The following is a 20158-nucleotide window of genomic DNA, read 5'->3' as shown; positions in this document are numbered from 1 at the left end:
GGTCAGTTGGCGGTAGGCGATACCGGCAGGACGCGGCGCTCTGGAGTCGGCGGCGAAGCGCTGCCGTCGCCGACTTCGGGACCACGCGGCAGCACCCGCCGTTCGCCAAGGCTGACCGTCGGCACCGGGGAATCGTCGGGCAAGCTGGCGCGATAGCCGCTCAGGACGGGTCGCTCGCTCGGCGCAACCGCACCGGATGCGGTGGCCATCGTTGCGGCGGCGTCCGTCGCCGTCGGGGTAACCACCGCTGCGGGCAGCGTCATCGCCGGTTCGTTACCCGCATAGACGCCGCGAAACGCACCACCTCGCCCGGCCGGACCGTTCCAGCGGTAGAAGATGTGCGCGCCGATTGCCGCGACCTTTTCCAGGCTCGATGCCCAATACGGCACGACGTAGTTGGCGTGATAATGCGTCGCCCAGCCGACCGGGGCGAACACCGCGCCGCCCAGTGCCGACGTCGCGACCCGCGAGGCGCGCAGCCAGCCCTTCTGCGACGGTAACCGGCCAAGCGCACCGTCGCAGACGAAGGTGAACTGGCAGCCGGTTCTGCGTTGCGATCCATCGAGGACGACGCCGCAGACCGTCTTGGGATAGGCGGGATGGCGGACCCGGTTGAGGATGACCTGCGCCACCGCGCGCTCGCCATCGTCCGATTCGCTGCCCGCCTCGTAATAGACCGCCATCGTCAGGCATTGCAGCGAGCGGCTGTAGTCCTCCGCCTTGCCGGTCCGCAGCGCGAAGGTGGACGCGGATTCGACGCGCTTCGCCACGGTCGGCGCGGCAGCGTTCCAGGCGACCGCCTGCTCGGGCGTCAGCGGGCGCATCGTCTTGGGCGCGAACGGAGCCTCGATTCGCGCGGTGCTTGCCCAGCGCGTGCCGCCGGTCGCGTCGAACGTCTTGTCCGGCGGCGTCCCAAGGCTGACGACCGCGACAATGATCGATCCGCCGATCAGGATCAGCGCCAGCAGGGCGGGCACGATCACGCCCAGGTGAAACCGACGCACCGGCGGCAGCGACGAAACGGTGTTCGGATCGAGGATCAGCGTCGAGGGCGCCGGCTCGTGCGACGCGGGCGCCTGTCGCCGAATAAGGTCGAGAAGAGCCATTGCTTCGTCGGGTGTTAGTGAATTGAAGCGCACCGCGCCAGCGCGTAACGACGGGCGATCATGGTCATGCCCCTCGTCCTGCTGCTCGCTGCGCCGCTGTTGGTCCAGTCCCAGAAACCGAACGGACCGGTGCCGCAGGCTTCCGCCCCGCAAGCATCGACCTCGCAAGTATCCGCGGGGCCGCTCGCCGGAGGGTTGTTCAGCGCTGGGCAGTTGCGGCAGCGCTGTTTGTCCAACGTGCCGGCCGACGCGTCCTATTGCTTCGCCTATATCACCGGCGTGCATGACACGGTCCGCGCGTACGAGGCTTGGCTGAACCAGCGCGAATTCTGCGTGCCGCGGCATGTCCCGCAAGGCGATTTGCGCCAGGCGTTCATCGACTATCTGCGCGACAAACCCTCCGACCTGTCGGGAGAAGCGGCCTCGGTCGTCGTCGTCGCGCTGAAGATCCGCTACGCCTGCGGTACCGCCCCGCGAGGGACGCCGCCTGCCCCGTCTCGGAGCGGCAAACCCTGACGTGCGCTAGCTGCTCCGGCCCAAGCCGGAGCAGCAGTGCGGCTTATTTCGACGCGTCGTCGTAGCGATAGCGGTAGTAATCATAGGACTGGCCGAAGCCTGCCTTCTTCGCGTTGTACTTCGTCATGACGCAGCCGATCACGGTGCCGCCGGCGCGGAGCAGGCGGGACACGGCATTGCGTGCCTGCCCGAAATGTGCGCTCGATGCTTCGGCGACGAACACGGTGGCCTGCGCTGCGGCCGTCAACTGCGCCGCATCGGCGAGTGCCAGGACCGGCGGGCCGTCGACGATCACGACGTCGTAATCCGCCTCCAGCGCGGCGAGCAGATCCTGCATCGCCGTCCCCGCGAACAGCGTCGCGGGATCCGGTGGCAGTCGTCCGCTCGGCAGGAAGCTGAGCCCGGGGAACGCGGTCGGCAGGATCGACGCGCCGCGCTCGGTCATCCGCGCGAGGACCGACGAAAGGCCGATTTCGGGCAAGGTGATCCCCAGCGTGCGGTGCAGCGACGGGCGCCGCAGATCCGCATCGACCAGCAGGACGCGACGGCCGAGCCCGGCGAAGTCGCGCGCGAGGGCGAACGAGGTGGTCGACTTGCCTTCCGACTTGCTGCTGCCGGTGACCAGGATCGACCGCGGCGGACCCTGGTTCGACGACAGCTCGATCGACGTCCGGATCGCGTGATACGCCTCGGCGATCTCCGACTTCGGATTGTTGAGCGCGTCGAGCGGCGAATCGCCCCGCGTGTCGGGCACGACGCCGAGCAGCGGGATGTGCAGCTTCTGCTCGACATCCTGCGGATCGCGGATCGAATCGTCGAGATAGTCGCGGCCGAACGCATAAAGCATCGCCAGTGCGAGCCCGGCGATCAGCGCGAGCGCGACGTTCAACAGCGGCCGCGGCGACGTCGGACGGCGGGGCTGTTCGGCAGTATCGACGCTGGAGACGTTGTTGGTCGTGATCCCCGCCTCGGCGCTGACCTCCTTGTAGCGCTGGAGCAGGCCCTCATAGAGCTGGCGGTTGGTATCCACCTCGCGGCGCAGGATATTGTAGCGAACGCTGCGACCCTGTTCGGCAAGCGTGGCGCCCTGGAGCGATGTGACCTGCTGGATGAGCGCGCGGTTCTGGCGTTCGGCGGTCAGATACTGGTTCTCGATCGACTTGCGCGTCACCTCCGCAAGCTGGCGGATCTGCTGGTCGAGCGTGGCGATCTCGGCAAGTGCCTGGATCACGACCGGGTGATCGGGCTTCAGGCGGCGGCGGACTTCGCTAAGGCTGGCGATATCCTCGGCGCGCTTCTGCGACAGACGCTGGACCGCCTCGTTCGCCTGCACTTCGGGCAGCGACATCAGCGGCGCACGACGCGCCTGCTCCCACCGCGCGCGCGTCCGCAGGCGGTTGGCCTCCGACGTCGCCGAATCGGCGTTGAGCTGAATGAGGTTGGCGGTGACGAGCGAGCGCGGCGCGTTGTCCGCTTCCTGCTGGCGCGCGCCCGCGCTGGCGTCGATCAACCGCGCGGACCGGGCATAGGCGATCAGGTCGCGCTCGGACCCTTCGAGGCGGGTCTTGGCGAGGCCGAGCTGGTTCTGGAGGAACCGGCGGGAATAGGACGACGCGGAGAATTTCCGCTGGATATTCCCCTCGATGAAGTTGGTCGCGTAGCTGTTGGCGATCTCTGCGGCGAGCGCGGGGTCGCGGCTGGTGAAGATGATGTGGACGACGCGCGAGTTGCGGCGAAGGTCGATCGTCAGGTTCTTTTGCAAGACGTCGACGACCTGATCAGCAAGGCTGGCATCGCCCGGCTTGATCTCGATCTGGCGCGCGCCGGTCATCCGCTTGAGGAACTCGTCGTTCGCACTCAGCGCGAGGCTGTCCGAAACGCGGCGCGCGATCGCCCGGCTGTTGAGCACGTCCGCCTGCGTCTGGAGGAAGCGATCGGCGTCACTGCCGGCGACCTGCGGCTCCGAATCCTCGGTGCCGAGAACCTTGGCGACCTGCTGGTCGATCTGAATGCTCGACTGCGCCGTATACTTGCGCGGCATCAGCAACGCGGAGGCGATGCCGAGCATCAGCGCGACGCCGACGATCGCGATCATCATGTACCGATTGCGGAAGATCGTCGCCCATACCGCGCGAAGATCGATCGCCGGTTCGTCCTCCTCGCCCTCAGGCACGGAAAAGTCTTCGCGCTCGGCGAAATTCGACCCGGGAGCCGAACCGAAGTTCCGCCGGTCGTTCGGCGTGAGAGCGCCCTGAGAGACGTCGACACTCCCCATGAGTCAGTTCTCTTCCTGTGATCTTAGAATTGCGCGAAGACGCCGAAGCCCGCGAGCAACGGTGCCGCGCGCAGAATATCATGCCAGGCCGACTTGCCCGTCGAATGACCGACGATGATCGTGTCGCGAGCCGCGATCGCGGGATCGGCATCGTCACCGCGGCGGATCCGCTTCAGATCGAACACCGCGCCCATCCGCTTGCCGTCGATGTAACGGATCACGATCACCTCGCGCAACGACGCGTCCTCGCTCTCGCCCTTGGCAAGCGCGATCGTGTCGAGCAGCGTGGTCGGCCCGGAAATCGGATAGATGCCCGGCTCCTTGACGTCGCCCTGCACGGTGACGCGCTGCGCGACCGAACTGGCGACGGTGACCGTGACTTGCGGATTGACGTAGAACCGCTCGGCCAGCTTCGCGGCGAGCAGGTCGGCGAGCTGCGTGCTGGTGTTGCCGGCCGCCTGGATCCGTCCGATCAACGGCATCGATATGACGCCGGCGGCATCGACGACGACCCCGCGCGTCGAGATGTCGGCTTCCTGGAACACGACGATGTCGAGCGTATCGAGCGCGCCGATACGATAATCCTGCACCCGTGGCGCCCCCACAGGCGCCGGGATCGTCTCATACGCGGCTTCGCCGGTTCGGAGGTTAGGGCCGACATTATCGTCGGCGCACGCGCCGAGCATGGCGCTCAGCGCGACCACCCCTATCAAGGTCGCTCGCATCCGTTGATCTTGCCCCTTTGGAATGACGAACCCTCGCACTACCCGGTGCACTCGGTCAAGCGTCTAACCTGTGTTACCGGCGCCCGCATGGACGTCACTGCCCGGCCGCGGCGGCGATGCGGACCGAATCGATCCAGAACACGCCGGGTTGCCCGCCACGCTCGCGCAGGTTGAGCCCCAGGATCTGCACCGGACAGCCGGTTCCGACCGTGACGACACCAGCCATCTGTCGCCAGCCCGCCCCTCGCCCATCAAGCGTGATGCCGTCGGTCGTGATCGACGCCGGTCGACCGGCGCATGTCAGCGAAAGCGTGGCCGGAACGTCGGCACCGCGGACCATGGCGCTCACCCGCCAGCGGCCCGGCGGCAGCGTTATCGCCTGCGCCAGCGCGGTGCCGCTCGACAGCCCGTCCGAGACGATCTGCAGTGCGTGGCCGCTGCCGTCCGCGCCGCGATCCGCCGGGATCACGCGTACGCCCGGCAAGCTCGGCGCGCCCCAGGCATAGGGGATGACCCCACCCGGCAGTGGTGACGGCAACGCCTCGAACCCGCCATCCGCGACTAGTCCGCGGCCACCGCTCGCGAGCCAGACCTGACGCGCGCCGGCCACGTCGCCCCTGTCACCGAGCTGCCAGCGGATCAGCGTGGTTTCCAGCGGCGTCGCGGCGACGCCCGCCTTCTGCAGCTTGCCGAGAAATTCGAGTGTGCGCGGCACCGATTCGGCAGCATCCTTGGCGATCAGGTTGAAGAACCCCTGCCGCCATTTGGGCGCATCGCCGAGGCGCGCGACGACTGCATCGACGCCGCCGGGCGACAGATAGGTCCGCCGCATCTGGGGCATCAGCGCGTCGGGCAGCTGTGCGCGGCGCAACAGCGCGTCGATGCGCTCGGCGGCGACACCCGTGCTGCCAACCTCGAGCGCGCGTTCCGCCAGCCACAATTGCATCAACGTATCGCGCCAGCCCAGCGCCGCGCCCGCCTGTAGCAACGCGCTGCCGCGCACCGGCTGGTCGAGCGCGAGATCGGCATAGCCGTGCGCGCGGACTGCCCCCGCATCAATCGGATCGATCGCCAGCGCACGGGCCGCAGCAGCGCGTGCCGCGGCTGGCTGGCTCGCGAGTTGCTCGGCATTGGCAAGCGCCGACCAGGCGCTGGCCGACCACGGCGAGACGGTCGTCGCGGCCGCGGGCTGGCCGCGCAACGTCAGGAAGCGACCCGCCGCATCGCCACTCGCCGCCAACCCGACAATGGCCGCAACGATCGTCATCGCTATGGTCGAGGGCGTCCAGGCGAAGGACGCGGTCGTGCGGGACTGCGGACGACCGACCGCGGCGATCAGGCCGAGCGCGGCGCCGAACAGGCCTGCGATCCCCGCCATGCGCAGTGGATAATCGACCAGCGAGAACAACAGGATCAGCGCGATCGCCGCTCCGCCCGCGACCAGTGTCGCGCGCTCCTGACGCGTGCCGGCGTGACGATCGCCGCTCTGCCGGTCGCTCGCACTACGATCGCCAGCGTGACGCCAACCTGATACCAGCGAGACGATCAGTACGATCAGCCCCGCCGCAATCAGGATCGCCGCGGGCAGCCCCCCTTCGAGGACGAGTTCGAGGAAATCATTGTGCGCGTGGTTGACGCTGAGCGGCGAGACCTGCCCGAGTGGCTCGACGCTGCGATAGACTCGCTCGAAGCTGCCAAAGCCGGTGCCGAACGGGAACGTCTCGCGGACGATGTAGAGCGAGTTCTCCCAATATTGATAGCGCAGCTCTTCGGCGACCGTGGTGAAGCGCGCGAACAGGCGCTGGACCAGATCGGTGCGCGACAACAGGAGCCCGCCGACGACATAGAGCGCGGCGGCCGCAGCGACCGACTTGCCGGTGCGCCGGACGTCGCCGACCAGGGCGAACGCGACGATCAGGGAGATCGGCAGCAACAGCAACGCGGTGCGCGAACTGGTCGCGAGAATGCCGAGCGACAGGAAGCCGATGACGCCGAGCATCCCGAGCCGGCGCGCCGCGCCCGTGCCCATCACGCCCGGCACCGCCGCGAAGACGATCGACACCAGCAGGAACGTCGCCTGATGGTTGCGGTTGACGAAGAAGCCGACGCCGAACCCGCGATGTGCGGTTTCGTAGAGGACCGGCGCACTGCCGCCGGCCGCGACCTGCAACGCGGCGAGCACCGTCGAGATCACCGCGGCGATGACGATCAGCCTCAGCATCGTCACGCGCGACTGGAGTGGAAGTCCCGCCACCGTCAGCATCGCGGCTAGCGGCACGAGCAACGTGAGCAACGCGGTAAACGTCGTATCGGGCGTCATGCTGAAGGCGTGCCACCGCGTCGTCCAGCCGAGCAGCGTGAAGATCTGTACCGCCGTCTCGCGCGCCGGCAGGCCATGCCACCATTCCGCGGGCAGCGGCACCAGTTGCGCCACCAGCAGGAGCGCCGCAGCGGCGAACACCAGCAGGAATCGGCTCAGTGCGACCGATCTCGTAGCGGTCGTCGCGGACGCAAGCGTGTTGATTGCGGAGGGTGCCGGACGAGCGGCGCGGACGATCAGGACCAGTGCCAGAATTTGCGCGGCGAGTTCGATCAGCGGATAGCCAGTGCCCGCGCCCCCGCCGAACAGCAGGACGATCAGGAACGCCACCAACGGCGCATCGGCTCGCCATGACGACGACAAACCGAACCTGTCAGTGCGAGACCGTCCGCTAGACCGTCCGCCGGACCGGCCACTCTCTCTTCGAGAGCCGCGACGCTCGTTCATGCCGCTCATGCGGAACGCCTCCACGCAACGTAGCAATGGTGCTCGCTGCGGCACAGCATGACGATGGCGTCCACCGGGTCATGCGATCCCGCGCTTACCGTTAGCGATCGTACGTCACGTAAAGCCATCGATGGACCGCTTCGATAAGGACTGGGACAGGCAGGTGAGCCCGCCAAGCGATCGATCGTCGCAATCGGCCGGAACGATCGTGCCGATTCATCGATCAACAGAAGTTGGCGAAGATCACGCCCCCAGTCGGTAAGTCGTCGACGTCGCCACCCGGACGCTTTTGACGTTACCGAACGCGACCGTGGATCAAAAACCACTGAAAGGCACAAAAAGATAAAGGCGAAGCACTCGTTCGAATGCTTCGCCTCAATAACTCTCGCGATCGCGTGCCTAGCGAGGCAGCGTCAGCCGATCAGTTCGGGCTGGAGTCGTCGTCACCACCACTGGCAACGACCGCAACCACTGCAACCAGGGCAACGACACCGAGCAGCGGCAGCAAGAATGGTGCGCCGGCAAGATCATTCTTGCGCTTGGCCGACGTTCCGACGCGCATCGGCGAACCGGCAGCATCGACCATCTTTACGCTGTCGAAGCTGACTGCTTGCGGACGCGCCGGTGCTGCATACGCGGTACCGATGAAAGCCTGGCTAGCGAGCGCCGCTCCAAGAATGATCTTTTTGAACATGATTTCCGACCCCTGAATACGGCGGTTCCGCGCCTATACTTCAGTTACTCACTTGCTGGCAGAAGAGTCAAGTACAGGGATCGCGCCACTAACCTGGATTAATTGTACAAACCGTCTGTTCCTTACAACAGAATCGTTTGTTTTTTACAATTTGCTGCAACTGCTCACTTTTGCGAGTTCACATTGGCAACGAGACAGCAAGTATGTCCCTTTTTTCACCCTCCAAGTAGATCGCACTGAGAACGCCTGTTCGATACGCACCGGTATCGATACCAATCCGGTTCTCGCGGACATCGACATCGGGGGTAATGCTGTGTCCGTGGACGACGACCGCGCCGAAGTTGCGTTCGGACCGCAGGAACTCGCCACGGATCCACAGCATGTCGTCGCGCACCTGCCGCGCAAGCGCGACACCGGGGCGAACACCCGCATGGACGAAGTAATAGTCTCCGGACTGGACGCTGAGCGGCAATTGACGAAGCCAGGCTAGCCATTGCCGCGGGATCGCGCGTCGCGCGCCGTTCATATAGTCGCGTGGGTCGTCGTCGGTGCGCAGCGGTGCGATGCCGAAGCTGGCGAGCGTCGCATCGCCGCCCACCGAAAGCCATCGCCGCAATGCGTCCGGATCGCCGTCGAGCGCCTGAAGCATCGCCTCTTCATGATTGCCGAGCAGGACGATGACGCGACTATTTTGGCGCTGGAGACCATAAAGCATTGCCAGCACCTCGGCGCTTTGCGGCCCCCGATCGACGACGTCTCCGATCAAAACCACGTACAGCGAGCGAGCCGGCGGCAAGCTTGCAGAATGCTCGCCGATCCGCGCGATCAACATCTGGAGAAGGTCGTATCGGCCGTGGATGTCACCGATGGCATATATTCGGTCACCAGAATCGGTGCTTGGCAACGCAACATCTCCGGTATAGCGTTTCCCGCAAGGTCGTGGGGGAAGCGCGGCGATCTAACTTGAATATGCCATTGCGATCAATTGGTTCGATTGCTGGAATATCGAAGTCTGCGATAGTGGAGCACTGCACATCCCATGGGCTGGCCGATAATTGAAGAGGGCCAGTCACGGACGGTATGCACCAAGTCGAGCATGATCCCGGTGGACTGGTGGCGCAAGATGGGGACGCGACAAAGTGGCTGAGGTCGGATCAACGTCAGCCCGTTCCCTGCCCGAGCGGTTCTTCGTGAACCCGGGCAATGACAGCGATACTGCCACATCATCGGCGGATTCTACGCCGCGGCGAACGAATACACCCGTTGCATCGATCGATCATTTGCGCTTCCCGGTAAATCCGGATAGCGGCACCCCAATGCGCGTCCTGCTTGTCGCCTCGGCCGGTGGGCATTGGATCGAACTTCACCGCCTTCGCGCGGCGTTCGTCGGCGCGGACTGCCAATTCGTCAGCACGTCCAAAGGCATGACGCCCCCGCTCGGCGACCGCGAGGTTCTCGAAATCGCCGACACTGCGCGGGATTCGGCTTGGGCGATGGCACCTACCCTGCTTGGCTTGCTGCGGGTCTTCCGAGCGTTCGATCCAGACCTGGTCGTGTCGACCGGTGCCGCACCGGGCGCGCTGGCGCTGATGATCGCCAAGATGTTCGGCGCAAGAACGATCTGGATCGACAGCATCGCCAACAGCGAAACATTGTCGCTGTCGGGACGCCTCGTGAAGCCGTTCGCCGATCTGCGAATCGCGCAGTGGCAACATCTCGCCGACGAGAACCCGTCGCTGCGTTACCTAGGGCAAATCCTGTGATCCTGGTGTCCGTCGGTACGCAATTACCCTTCGATCGCCTGATCCGCGCGGTCGACGGGTGGGCGGTCGACCATGGTCGGTCCGATGTGATCGCGCAGGTCGGCCCGACTCGCTATCGCCCGGTCGCTCTAAAGAGCTTTGCGCACGTCGCCTACGACGTCTTTCGCGATCTGCAGAAGGAGTGTCGCGTGATGGTGTGCCATGCGGGCATGGGATCGATCATCACCGCGATGGAGTTCGGCAAGCCGATCATCGTGATGCCGCGAAACCACAAGCTCGGCGAACATCGCAACGGCCACCAGTTCGCGACCCTGCGGCAATTTGGCGATCGCCCCGGCATCTACCCCGCGGACACGGAAGTCGAACTGCGTGCGCTGCTCGAGCGGGTCGATGACCTGACTGCGTATCCGACGCTCAATACCATCGCCTCGGATGCGTTTGTCGAGCAATTGGCGGAGATCGTTCATCGGCCCGCAAAGACATCCAAGATCCGACAACTACGGCATTTTCTCTCCGGCAAACGGGCCGGTGAGCCCGACAGACCCGGTCTCCGATAGATACCGCGATGCAACAAATTACCTTGATGCTTTAGTATCGGCATGTTAGCCAAGAACTGACAGTGTAAATGGGGGTTTGCGTGAAAAATAGAGCGGCTTTTGTCTTGCTAGCCGCCTTTGCGCTTGCCGGATGTTCGAAATCCGGCCCGCCCCCTATTTCGAGCGGTGAACGCTATGCCGAGGGCGCAGCGAGCGACGACATCTACAAACTAGGCGCTGGCGACAAGATTCGCGTCATTGTTTACAATGAACCGCAATTGAGCGGCGATTTCTCGGTCAGCAGCGACGGCGAGATCTCGCTGCCGCTGATCGGCAACGTGCAGGTCGCGGGCAAGCCGATCGAGCGCGTCACGCAGGAGGTGCAGGCACGCCTGTCCGATGGCTATCTGCGCGACCCCCGCGTGAACATGGAAGTGGCGACCTACCGCCCGTTCTTCATCCTCGGCGAAGTCCGCTCGCCCGGCCAATATCCCTATCTGAGCGGGCTGACCGCTTTGAATGCGATCGCCACGGCACAGGGCTATACGCCCCGCGCGCGCAAGGCGACCGTCCGCATCCGTCGGTTCGGCGATCAATATGAGCAGGAATATGTCCTGACGCCCAACCTGCGGATCTATCCGGGCGACACGATCCGCCTGACGGAGCGGTTTTTCTGATACCGAGCACGATCCGGTCAGGCCGGTCGATACGCTATCGCTTGTTTTCGACGAGCCGGACCTGGGACGCGGACGATATGACGGGGGTACGCAGCATCACGCAGACGCGCGCCGCGTCGAGGCACCGGACCGCAGCATTGTGGCTTCACCGTACATTGATCGCAGCGTCCGCGCTTACCCCCGCCGTTGCTGCCGCGCAGACAAGCAGCCTGTTGCTGCCGCCGGCGACAACCAGCGGTGACGACTATGATCGTGGTCACAATGTCGGTGTCGTCGAACGTGGCCGGCCCGAATATGACGCGCTGGGCGTCCGGCTCGGCAGTTTCATCGTAAACCCGCAGCTGAACACGTCGATCGGTTACAGCGACAACATCTTTAACGACAACACGAACAAGAAATCCGACGTCTACACGTCGTTCGAACCGTATGTGAACGTGGCGTCCGACTGGTCGGTGCATCAGTTGCGCCTTACCGGCGCCGCGGACATCCGGCGTTTCGCCAAGCAGACCATCCGCAACCAGGATGCGTGGAACGTCCAGGGCAGCGGTCGCGTCGACGTGACGCGCGACCTGACGGTGCGGCTCGACGCACAGGCAGACCGGACGTACGAGTCGCCGTTCTCCGCCGACGTCGTCGCGAATCTGATCGAGCCGTCGCGGTATCTGCGAACGTTCCTGGGAACCCGGACGTCGTACGATTCCGGCCGGTCGCGCGTGATCGGGACGATCGATCGCACCTCGTACGAATTCAGTTCGGTGCGTTTTGCCGACGGGTTGATCCGTGACCAGCGGTATCGCGATCGCGTCACCTATGCCGGCACCGGCACCTATGAACTCGGTTTCAGCCCCAGCCTGTCGCTCTACGCGCGGCTCGAGGCCGATCGGAACAACTACGGGCTCGCGCAGGCGTTCGGCAAACCCAACCGCGATTCGAACGGCTATCGCGGCGTGTTCGGATCGAATTTCGATATCGCCGGCGTCGCGCGCGGCACCGTCGGTATCGGCTATAGTTATCGCAAGTTCGACGCGAGCCAAACCTATCGTACGACGAGCGGCCTGTCGGTCGAAGCACGGGCGGACTGGTTTCCCAGCGAACTGACGACGGTCGGTATTCTCCTGCAACGCCGGTTGATCGACGTCGACTTGTCCAACGCGGGTAGTTCCTGGGACAACCGAATTCGAGTCACGGTCGATCACGAACTTCTGTACAATCTGATCGTCACGGTCGGCGGCGAAGTCAGCAAGCGCGAGTATCCGGAGCGGTCGAGTTCCACGCAAGTCTATCGCGCGGAAGTCGGCAGCCGCTACCAGATCACGCGATGGCTCGGTCTCGATGCGAACATCGGCTACGGATCCAACAAACCGAGCGGCATCGGCCTCGGCAATCCTTTTGACGAGTTGCGTGCACGTTTCTCGATCCGTATCAGACGATAGGACGCAACCATGTCTCAACTGAAGAACAACGGCCTGTCCGCCAGATACTTAGGAAAATCCTGACATGAAGGTCGTGAACGCGGCAGAGCCCGAGACCCGGTTGAGCGACGTGATCCGCACGGTGCGCGACGTCATCCGCCGGCGTATCCTGATCCTCCTGGGTATCACCGCGGTGGTCGCCGCGATCGGCATCATCCTGACGCTGCGGATCACGCCGGTCTATCAGGGCGTGACCCGCATCCAGATCGATCCAAGCCGCAACCCGCTGGCGCGCACCGCCAACGATGCGCAGGCGCAGCTCGCCAGTGAGGCGATCGAGACCGAGGTGTCGGTGATCCGCTCGCTCGACCTGGCGCGCGTCGTCGTCAAGCGGCTCAACCTGCTCAACGATCCGGAATTCAGTGGTGGCCCGCCCCCCGAAGGCAAGCCTGCATTGTCGCCCGCCGCCAAGCTCGACGTCGTCGCGCGGTCGGTCAACAGCCACCTCGACGTCGCGCGCGACCGCCTGACCTATATCATGGCGATCCGCTTCAATTCGGAGTCCGCTGACAAGGCCGCGCGCATCGCCAATGCATTCGCGACCGGCTATCTCGATACCAAGGTGGGCAACAAGATCGGCACCGCCGAACGCCAGACCACCTGGTACCAGAAGCGCATGGATGAACTGGCGGCCGAAATCCGCGTCGCTGACGAGAAAGTCGCGCAGTACCAGGCACAGGCCGGCATCGTCCGTGGTGCCTCGAACCAGACCGGAACGATCGTCGACCAGCAGGTCGCACCGCTGTCATTGCAGCTGGCGTCGGCCGAATCCTTTGCCGCCGAAGCGCGGTCGAAGGAACAGTCGGCTAAACAGCAGGTCCGCCGCGGCGCGCTCGACTCGATCTCCGATGTCCGCCAGTCGGCGACCATCCAGGATCTGCGGAGCAAGCGCGCATCCTTGTCGCAAACGCTCGAAGACGTCCGTGGGCGCTACGGCGAACGCCACCCAGATTTCATCAAGGTTCGCGACCAGGTTGCCGGCATCGACGCCGAACTGAGCAAGGAAATGGGTCGCGTCGTGCGATCGCTCGACGCCGATGCAGGCGCTGCCGACGCACGGGCTGCCAGCCTGCGCCAGTCGATGACCCAACTCGAACAGAAGCAGGCCGGCAACGCCCGTGCCTCGGTCATCGCCGCCAGCCTCCAGCGCGACGCCGACGGCAAGCACGACGCGTATGAGAAAATGTCGCAGATGGCGCTCGAATCACGTCAGGCCGCGCAGAACTCGATCGCGCAGGCGCAGATCATCGACAATGCCGAGCCGCCACAGTCGCCCAGCTGGCCGAACCGCCCGCTGCTGTTCCTGTTGTCGCTCATCGCCGGGTTCGGTGTCGGCATCGCGGTCATCGTGACGCAGGAAATGCTGGTCACCGGCATGCGCAGCATCGACGAAGTCGAAAGCGAGTTGGGCGTACCGTTGATCGCGGCGATCCCAAATATCCGCCAGGATCACCCTGCCGACATCGTGGTCGACAAGCCGACGTCGCAATATTCCGAGGCGTTGCGCAATGCCCGCGCCTCGCTGCTCGGCGTCCGCGGCCAGCCTCGGCCGAAGATCATCGCGCTTACCTCGGCCCTGCCGGGCGAGGGCAAGACCACCACCGCGCTGGCACTGGCGCGCGTGATGGCGATGAACGGCGACAGGACGATCATCGTCGACGCGGACGTCCGGCGTGCGCAGTTGCGGATGATCACGCAGACCAAGGCCGACGGGGTCGGCCTGGTCGAACTGCTTCACGGCGACGTGACGCTCGACGAGGCGATCGAGCCGAGCGGGTTGCAGAATCTCGACCAGATCATCATTCACAAGCCATTCTTCTCGTCCGAGAATCTGTTCGGCAACGACCTGATGCCGAAGATCCTCGAACAGCTGTCCGAGCGCTACGACACGATCATCCTCGATCTGCCGCCGCTCGTCGGTCTGGCGGATGGTCGCTTCCTCGCGGCCCTGGCCGATGCGGTCGCACTCGTGATCCGCTGGAACAACACGCCGAAGCACGCCGTCACCTCGGCCGCCGCATGGCTGAAGTCGGATGGCGCCAACCTGGTCGGGTCGATGTTCACGATGGTCGACACCAGCTCGCAGGCAGTCGGGTCGTATTATTATTATTCGAAGCAATATTCGGAATATTACCAGGAAGCATAATGGCATCGCGCCGTTGGTGAAGGCGATTGCCGGGCTTCACCAACGGCGTTCGAGCACGGAGCTACCACCGCTACAGGCGGCTCATCGGTTCGCTGTCGATAAGTTTGCCGACAAAATGCTGACGCAGCGTTCACGACCGCGACATGCAGGTCCGATCGCATTCCAGCGAACTGTCTGAATTCGTCCCTCACGAACATTCACGCGATTACGCGCCGCGTAGCGAGGAAGACTATGGGCTGCGCAGCCTACCGAACTCAGTCGTGATGCGCCGCCAGTCCAATCATCGCCTTGAGAACGCTCAACTTATCGCGAATTGGCGAGCCTTCGAACACCGCAATACGAGTCAAACTACGCGCATATCGGCGAAGCCCGGCGTCTGGTTCCCGACGTATAAGCCGCACGTCTCGACTAAAATCGATTGTCGTGTGCCGCTGGCGTGGGATGGAAGATGCGATCCACGTTCGGAGAGGTGAGTATATGCGTTCCAATCTTCCTAAATTTACCACGGTCGCGCTGATTCTGGTCGGCGCCACGGGTCTTGGCGGTTGCGCCACGAAGGGCTTCGTCCGGGAGCAGATCGCTACCGTGAACACCCGCATCGACGGCATGGACGGGCGTCTGCGCACCGTCGAGGGCACGTCCGGCCAGGCGTTGGCACAGGCTCAGGCTGCTGCCGGTCAGGCGCAGCAGAACGGTCAGCGGATCGACCAGATCAACGGTCGCGTCGATGGCATGGAGCAGCAGATGCAACAGCGGCAGCGCAAGCCACGCGGCTAAGCGCAGCATCGCGCACTCCGGTTGCCTGAAGGGACAAATCTGCTGAACAGGACCGCCGCCGTAGACGGGCCGTGCCGTATCGCCTCGCGTACGGGCATAGCCGCGGCGCTCATGATCGCAGTGCTTGCAGCGCAACCGGGTTTCGCCACGCCCCCCCCGTCGCACGCGACCGACCGCAAGGCCGCGTCGCACGCGCGCGATCGCAAGGTCGTGGCGAAACCACGTCCGAAAGCCGTTCCGGCCGAGGACGTGACCCAGGACCCGGAACCCATGCGATCGGAAGCGGCGAGCCGCATGATCGCATGGGTGACGGCCGCCCACGACAATGAGACGCTGCCCTATGTCGTCATCGACAAGCCGACGGCGACGTTGTTCCTGTTCAATGCCAAGGGCGACTATCAGGGGCAGACGCCTGTCCTGCTCGGCGTCGGCATAGGCGATGATTCGACGCCCGGCGTGGGCGCGAAGAACCTCGCGGAGATCGGTCCGGCCGAACGGACGACGCCCGCGGGCAGGTTCGTCGCGAAATTCGGCAAGGCGCTGGGGCGCCAGCGAGTGCTCTGGGTGGACTATACGAATTCGGTGGCGCTGCATGCGGTGATCACCACGCACAAGTCGGAGCATCGCGTCGAACGGCTGCTGTCTCCGACGCCGGACGACAACCGGATCAGCTTCGGCTGCATCAATGTCGGCACCAGTTTCTACACGAAGAAGCTTCGCCCGCTGCTGCAGCGCAAAGGCGGCGTGGTCTATATCCTGCCCGATACCAAGTCGCTCGACGAGGTGTTCCCCCGCGTGCGCCTGCTGCCGTATCTGAATAGCGTGGCGAGCGAGTAGGCCTATCCAGGCTGGCCAGCGTGCCTTTGCCGATACACAGGAACAGTGGCGGATCCCGGTCCGGGCGACGTCGAGAGGGACGAAGACGATGATATTGGCGCTTGCCCTGCTTGCTGCCGCGGCAGACCGACCGGTCGTCGTGAGCGCGCTCACCACCGATCAGCTCGTCGAACAGTGTCGCGGCAAGGACAACGACCCCGCGCCGACATTCTGCACCGGCTACATCCTGGCGGCGTTCGACACGCTGTCGCTGGCCCGCCAGATCTGCCCGTCGCCGACGCGCTCCTCCAACATCGAGGTCATGGCGACCGCGCGCAAATATCTGCGGACGCGGGGCAAGAAGGCGACCGGCGCACCGTCGTTCGTGGTGCGCGACGCGCTGCAGCGCGCGTTCCCGTGCAAACGGAAGGTAGCGCCGGCTACGATCTCGGACTGACGCTAGCGGGCGGGTAGCATCAGTCCGCCTGAACCGCTCCCATGCCTGCGGAGCTATCCGTTAGCGAACCGACGAGCATTGCCGGTCCGCGAGCGGACGATAGGCGGCGGGTTTGCACGGAGCAGGCTCGCCCCATATCCAGCTCGAGCCGACATAGCCGAGATACACGCGGCCGAAGACGTCGGGATCGGCGCCGACCACGCTGACCTGATCGAGCGTACCGACCGGGAAGTCGGTGAGCTGCTGCCAGCTCGCGGCGTCGTCGACCGAGCGCCAGATGCCGTATTCGCCGGCGACCCGCCCCGACAGGAACAAAGTCGGATAGATCTTGCCCTTGGCCGCCTTGCCGAACGCGATGTCGTCGACGCGGGTGACACCGGCGACGGTTTGCCAGGTCTTGCCGCCGTCGATGCTGCGACGCAGGCCGGTGTCGCTGGTGTGCTCGAAGGCGGAAGTGAAGAACAGGTTGCCCGGGTGGCCAGGCACCGACCGGAGCTTTGCCGCGAGTTCGCTCGACGGTGCGAGCTCGCCGTCGAAGACCTTGTCCCAGCCCACGCCGCCATCGGTCGTCCGCCATAGGCCCTGGAGACCGGCGTTCGCACCACTGCCGCTATGATAGAGGTAGAAGGTGCCAGGGGCGGCCTTGTCTGCGGTCAGCGTCTTGCGCTGCATCCACTGCGCCTGGAACGATCCGGGGGTATCGCCGCTCGCGCCGGGCAGGCGGACCGGGGTCCAGCTGCGGCCGCCATCCTTGGTGTAATATGGCTGGCGGTTGAACGCGGGTGCCCAGATGATGTTCTGCGGATCGCCGGACGAGACCGCGATCGTCCCGAACGACATCCGCCAGGGATCGTCATCCTTGGTGCCGGGCGGCGTCGGCAGCGTCGGGAACTTGGCCCAGTTGCGGCCGCCGTCTGTGCTGGTGCCTGCCATCACCGCATTGCCGTCTTCCGAACAGCAGCCCATCCGTGCGTCGGACGCGTTGCTGACGACGAAGCCGGGCCTGGCCGGGGTCCAGTCGAGCTGCGGGACGGTCATCAAGGCACGCTCGCCGGGGCCGAACGTGGTCGAATAGGCGTTGAGATCGTCCTTCACGTGGATACCGAAATCCCAGCCGGCAAAGATCGGCGAGCCACCGGTCGGCTGGATCACGTCGTTGGCGACGAGTTCCTCGATCCCGCGAGTCTGGCTGACCCAGTCGAGCGCGCCCGTGCCGGGCGGTACGTCGGCGTAGAACACCCCCATGCCCGCCGCGACCCAGACCCGGTTCTGCACGACGGGGTCGAACATCATGTCCGCGGTCGTGAAGAAGGGTGCGTTGGCGACGCGCAGCCAGGGGGGATCGCCCTCCCCGGCCTTCGCGCTGTGCGATACGCTGTTCCAGGTCGCGCCGCCGTCGGCGCTGGCATAGCCCTGCCCGCCGCGATCGACGACGATGACCTGGTCGGCCCGCGGATTGGCGACGACCGCGGCATATTCGCGCACGGTCAGGCCGAGGTCTGCGGTGAGATCGCGCCAGCGACCGTCGCGGTACGACCAGATCGACTTGGTCAGATCATCGACGCCGAAGAACGTGCCGCGACGATCGAACGTACCGCGCTGGAGCGTCATTGGCTGCGACCCGACTGCCGGAAGCGGGCGGAACGTCGCGCCTGCATCGTTGGACACGAACATGCCCGCACCCGATGCGAGCGCGAACAGCCGCCCGGTCGGCTTACCGCCGGCGGGTCGTTCGAACCACAGCATCGTGCCGGGTGTCTGCGCGCCGGCATCGGGCTTGCGATCCTTGCTGACCGGGACCGAGCCGACATGGGCCCACTGCGCGCCGCCATCGGTCGAGCGCCACAGCCCGGTCGCGGGGGTGCCGAGCAGGACGATGTCCGGATTGGTCGGATCGACCGCCATGAACGGGCCGTGCAGGCGGAACTCGCTGTTCGCGTCCCACACCATCGGGAAGGGGTTGCCGGCATTGGGCTGGACCCAGTGCCTGCCGGTATCGTCGGAGCGATAGACCCGGCCCTGCAGCGCCATGTAGAGGCGTTGCGCGCGCGAGGGGGCGACGACGATCTCGTACGCACCGGCGGCAGCGCCGTTCTGCGTGCGGATGCTGTCGGGCATCGACGCCGCGGTAACGAGTTGGCTCCAGCGGTTCGCCGACGCGTCCCAGATATACGCACCATAAACGTCGGTACGCGCGACGAAGGTCTTGCCCGACGCATCGCTCGACAGGCCGGAGATCATGCCACCGCCGCCGATCGCGACGTGCTTCCACTGATAGGCCTCGGACGCGACCGGGCCACCGGCCTGCGACAAAGCGGGCGGCGCGGCGTGCGCCTGATGGTCGCCCCCGAACCAGAGGGCGGCGATCCCGGCGGCGAGCGCGAGCAGCATCACGACGCCCAGGACCCAGGGCCAGCGACGGCGGGGCTGGACGAAATCCTCGTAGCGGACGGTGCGGCGTACATGTGGTTCCATCGAACTCCCTGCCGATCCCGGCCCCGCACGAGGGCTGTCAATCATGCGTTCTGGTTGCCAGATAGTAGATCGCGACCGGACTTGTCACGAGATAGCGCCAGCCGAGCCGCACCGGTTCGCGCGCGGCGCGGTAGAGCCACTCCAGCCCGGTCGCCTGCATCCATGCCGGCGCGCGCGATACGCCGCCGCCATAATGATCGAACAGCCCGCCACAGGTCCGGATCCACGCGACCCCGCCGAGCAGATGGCGGTTGTCGAGCGCGAACCGCTCCTGCGCGGGGCTGCCCATGCCGATCCACAATACGTCGGCGCCGGACGCGCGGACCTTCGCGCAAATGTCCGGGATCGCGTCCGCCGAGAAGAACCCGTGGCGCGTGCCGACGACCTTGAGGCCGGGGAAGCGGCTGCGGAGATGTTGCGCGGCACGGGCCGCGACGCCGGGTCGCGAGCCGAGGAAGAAGAAGCGGATGTCATCGCGCGCGGCGATGGTGGCCGCGTCGAGCAGGAAGTCGGTGGTGGCGATTCGCTCCTCGAGCGGCTCCCGGCACAGGAGCCGGCTGGCGAACACCAGCGGCATGCCATCCGCATCGACGATGTCCGCGCCGTCGATAAGCCGTCGATACTCTTCGTCGCGGTTATACGCGGCGATCACGCTGCCATTGGCCGAGGTGACGATCCGCGGTTCCGCCAGCGTCCCGGCCCGCGCGCGCGCCGTGTCGGCCAGCATCAACGCCGCGAGTTCGTCGCGCCGCAGCCGGGCGATCTTCATGCCGCCGATCGTCGCGGTCCGCACGCGGCCTTTGTCGCCGATCGAGGCGTCGACGGCGTTCGGCGCAGTCCCGTGATGATCGCGTTCGAACAGCGGCTCGTCTCCCGTCCAGATCTTACAAGACCGCAAACGTCTGACCTGTATTGGGGATGCTATGCGCGGGCCTGCCAAGCGATTGCAACCCCAA

The 20158-nt window shown here is 65.3% G+C and carries 17 protein-coding genes; 9 read left to right on the top strand and 8 right to left on the bottom strand.

The window, feature by feature from the left end:
- Positions 1-2 precede the first annotated feature (2 nt).
- Positions 3-1106, bottom strand: coding sequence for a cell wall hydrolase (locus tag C8J42_RS16110; protein WP_243644519.1), 1104 nt, complete (start codon positions 1104-1106; stop codon positions 3-5).
- 60 nt (positions 1107-1166) lie between these two features.
- Here C8J42_RS16110 and C8J42_RS16105 point away from each other — a divergent pair, with 60 nt between their 5' ends.
- The gene (locus tag C8J42_RS16105; RefSeq protein WP_165895519.1) at positions 1167-1622 is read left to right on the top strand and encodes a Rap1a/Tai family immunity protein; all 456 of its coding nucleotides are present in this window, start codon (positions 1167-1169) and stop codon (positions 1620-1622) included.
- Between the two features lie 43 nt (positions 1623-1665).
- Here the strand turns inward: C8J42_RS16105 and C8J42_RS16100 are convergent, their stop codons facing one another.
- The 5 genes from C8J42_RS16100 to C8J42_RS16080 all read right to left on the bottom strand — a co-directional run bounded on the left by C8J42_RS16100 (position 1666) and on the right by C8J42_RS16080 (position 8987).
- On the bottom strand, positions 1666-3897 hold the full coding sequence (locus C8J42_RS16100; protein ID WP_133020879.1) for a polysaccharide biosynthesis tyrosine autokinase: 2232 nt from the start codon (positions 3895-3897) through the stop codon (positions 1666-1668).
- A 23-nt stretch (positions 3898-3920) separates the two neighbouring features.
- Positions 3921-4622 carry a polysaccharide biosynthesis/export family protein gene (locus C8J42_RS16095; protein ID WP_082441380.1) on the bottom strand — a complete coding sequence of 234 codons (702 nt, stop codon included), beginning with the start codon at positions 4620-4622 and terminating at the stop codon, positions 3921-3923.
- A gap of 94 nt (positions 4623-4716) precedes the next feature.
- Positions 4717-7272, bottom strand: a complete 2556-nt coding sequence (locus C8J42_RS16090) for an O-antigen ligase family protein (protein WP_165895518.1) — start codon at positions 7270-7272, stop codon at positions 4717-4719.
- Between the two features lie 538 nt (positions 7273-7810).
- Entirely contained in the window at positions 7811-8083 is a 273-nt protein-coding gene (locus C8J42_RS16085) for a hypothetical protein (protein WP_056061494.1), read from the bottom strand.
- A gap of 178 nt (positions 8084-8261) precedes the next feature.
- A complete protein-coding gene (locus C8J42_RS16080; protein WP_133020877.1) occupies positions 8262-8987 on the bottom strand; it encodes a metallophosphoesterase family protein in 726 nt (241 codons plus the stop codon).
- A gap of 412 nt (positions 8988-9399) precedes the next feature.
- On the opposite strand from C8J42_RS16080, the gene C8J42_RS16075 reads away from it, so the two are divergent.
- The 8 genes from C8J42_RS16075 to C8J42_RS16040 all read left to right on the top strand — a co-directional run bounded on the left by C8J42_RS16075 (position 9400) and on the right by C8J42_RS16040 (position 16727).
- The gene (locus tag C8J42_RS16075) at positions 9400-9846 is read left to right on the top strand and encodes a hypothetical protein (protein WP_056061499.1); all 447 of its coding nucleotides are present in this window, start codon (positions 9400-9402) and stop codon (positions 9844-9846) included.
- A complete protein-coding gene (locus C8J42_RS16070) occupies positions 9789-10403 on the top strand; it encodes a glycosyltransferase (protein ID WP_333961218.1) in 615 nt (204 codons plus the stop codon). The genes C8J42_RS16075 and C8J42_RS16070 overlap by 58 nt, the downstream gene beginning before the upstream one ends.
- Before the next feature lie 68 nt (positions 10404-10471).
- A complete protein-coding gene (locus tag C8J42_RS16065) occupies positions 10472-11059 on the top strand; it encodes a polysaccharide biosynthesis/export family protein (protein WP_056061505.1) in 588 nt (195 codons plus the stop codon).
- Positions 11060-11136: 77 nt separating this feature from the next.
- A complete protein-coding gene (locus C8J42_RS16060) occupies positions 11137-12492 on the top strand; it encodes an outer membrane beta-barrel protein (RefSeq protein WP_165895517.1) in 1356 nt (451 codons plus the stop codon).
- Between the two features lie 64 nt (positions 12493-12556).
- Positions 12557-14677 (top strand): polysaccharide biosynthesis tyrosine autokinase, encoded by a 2121-nt coding sequence (locus C8J42_RS16055; protein WP_133020875.1) that lies wholly within the window; start codon positions 12557-12559, stop codon positions 14675-14677.
- Positions 14678-15154: 477 nt separating this feature from the next.
- Positions 15155-15454, top strand: coding sequence for a hypothetical protein (locus C8J42_RS16050; protein ID WP_056061514.1), 300 nt, complete (start codon positions 15155-15157; stop codon positions 15452-15454).
- 111 nt (positions 15455-15565) lie between these two features.
- On the top strand, positions 15566-16291 hold the full coding sequence (locus tag C8J42_RS16045) for a hypothetical protein (protein WP_133020874.1): 726 nt from the start codon (positions 15566-15568) through the stop codon (positions 16289-16291).
- Positions 16292-16379: 88 nt separating this feature from the next.
- Complete coding sequence (locus C8J42_RS16040; protein WP_133020873.1) at positions 16380-16727, top strand: Rap1a/Tai family immunity protein; 348 nt, start codon at positions 16380-16382, stop codon at positions 16725-16727.
- Positions 16728-16787: 60 nt separating this feature from the next.
- Here the strand turns inward: C8J42_RS16040 and C8J42_RS16035 are convergent, their stop codons facing one another.
- Positions 16788-19202 (bottom strand): sialidase family protein, encoded by a 2415-nt coding sequence (locus tag C8J42_RS16035; RefSeq protein WP_133020872.1) that lies wholly within the window; start codon positions 19200-19202, stop codon positions 16788-16790.
- A gap of 37 nt (positions 19203-19239) precedes the next feature.
- Positions 19240-20100: a WecB/TagA/CpsF family glycosyltransferase gene (locus C8J42_RS16030; protein WP_243644517.1), complete on the bottom strand. Its 861-nt coding sequence runs from the start codon at positions 20098-20100 to the stop codon at positions 19240-19242.
- Positions 20101-20158: the final 58 nt, after the last annotated feature.

Source organism: Sphingomonas sp. PP-CE-1A-559 (assembly GCF_004340965.1).
In the GTDB taxonomy this organism is placed as follows: Bacteria; Pseudomonadota; Alphaproteobacteria; order Sphingomonadales; family Sphingomonadaceae; genus Sphingomonas.
Note: the sequence above shows the minus strand (reverse complement) of the source record. Positions and strands in the feature narration are given on the sequence as shown.

Coding starts and splice junctions, on each gene's coding strand:
- C8J42_RS16105 (WP_165895519.1), top strand. CDS start 1,167: ATGGTCATGCCCCTCGTCCTGCTGCTCGCTGCGCCGCTGTTGGTCCAG.
- C8J42_RS16045 (WP_133020874.1), top strand. CDS start 15,566: ATGATCGCAGTGCTTGCAGCGCAACCGGGTTTCGCCACGCCCCCCCCG.
- C8J42_RS16085 (WP_056061494.1), bottom strand. CDS start 8,083: ATGTTCAAAAAGATCATTCTTGGAGCGGCGCTCGCTAGCCAGGCTTTC.
- C8J42_RS16040 (WP_133020873.1), top strand. CDS start 16,380: ATGATATTGGCGCTTGCCCTGCTTGCTGCCGCGGCAGACCGACCGGTC.
- C8J42_RS16055 (WP_133020875.1), top strand. CDS start 12,557: ATGAAGGTCGTGAACGCGGCAGAGCCCGAGACCCGGTTGAGCGACGTG.
- C8J42_RS16075 (WP_056061499.1), top strand. CDS start 9,400: ATGCGCGTCCTGCTTGTCGCCTCGGCCGGTGGGCATTGGATCGAACTT.
- C8J42_RS16050 (WP_056061514.1), top strand. CDS start 15,155: ATGCGTTCCAATCTTCCTAAATTTACCACGGTCGCGCTGATTCTGGTC.
- C8J42_RS16110 (WP_243644519.1), bottom strand. CDS start 1,106: ATGGCTCTTCTCGACCTTATTCGGCGACAGGCGCCCGCGTCGCACGAG.
- C8J42_RS16060 (WP_165895517.1), top strand. CDS start 11,137: ATGACGGGGGTACGCAGCATCACGCAGACGCGCGCCGCGTCGAGGCAC.
- C8J42_RS16100 (WP_133020879.1), bottom strand. CDS start 3,897: ATGGGGAGTGTCGACGTCTCTCAGGGCGCTCTCACGCCGAACGACCGG.
- C8J42_RS16065 (WP_056061505.1), top strand. CDS start 10,472: ATGGGGGTTTGCGTGAAAAATAGAGCGGCTTTTGTCTTGCTAGCCGCC.
- C8J42_RS16095 (WP_082441380.1), bottom strand. CDS start 4,622: ATGCGAGCGACCTTGATAGGGGTGGTCGCGCTGAGCGCCATGCTCGGC.
- C8J42_RS16035 (WP_133020872.1), bottom strand. CDS start 19,202: ATGGAACCACATGTACGCCGCACCGTCCGCTACGAGGATTTCGTCCAG.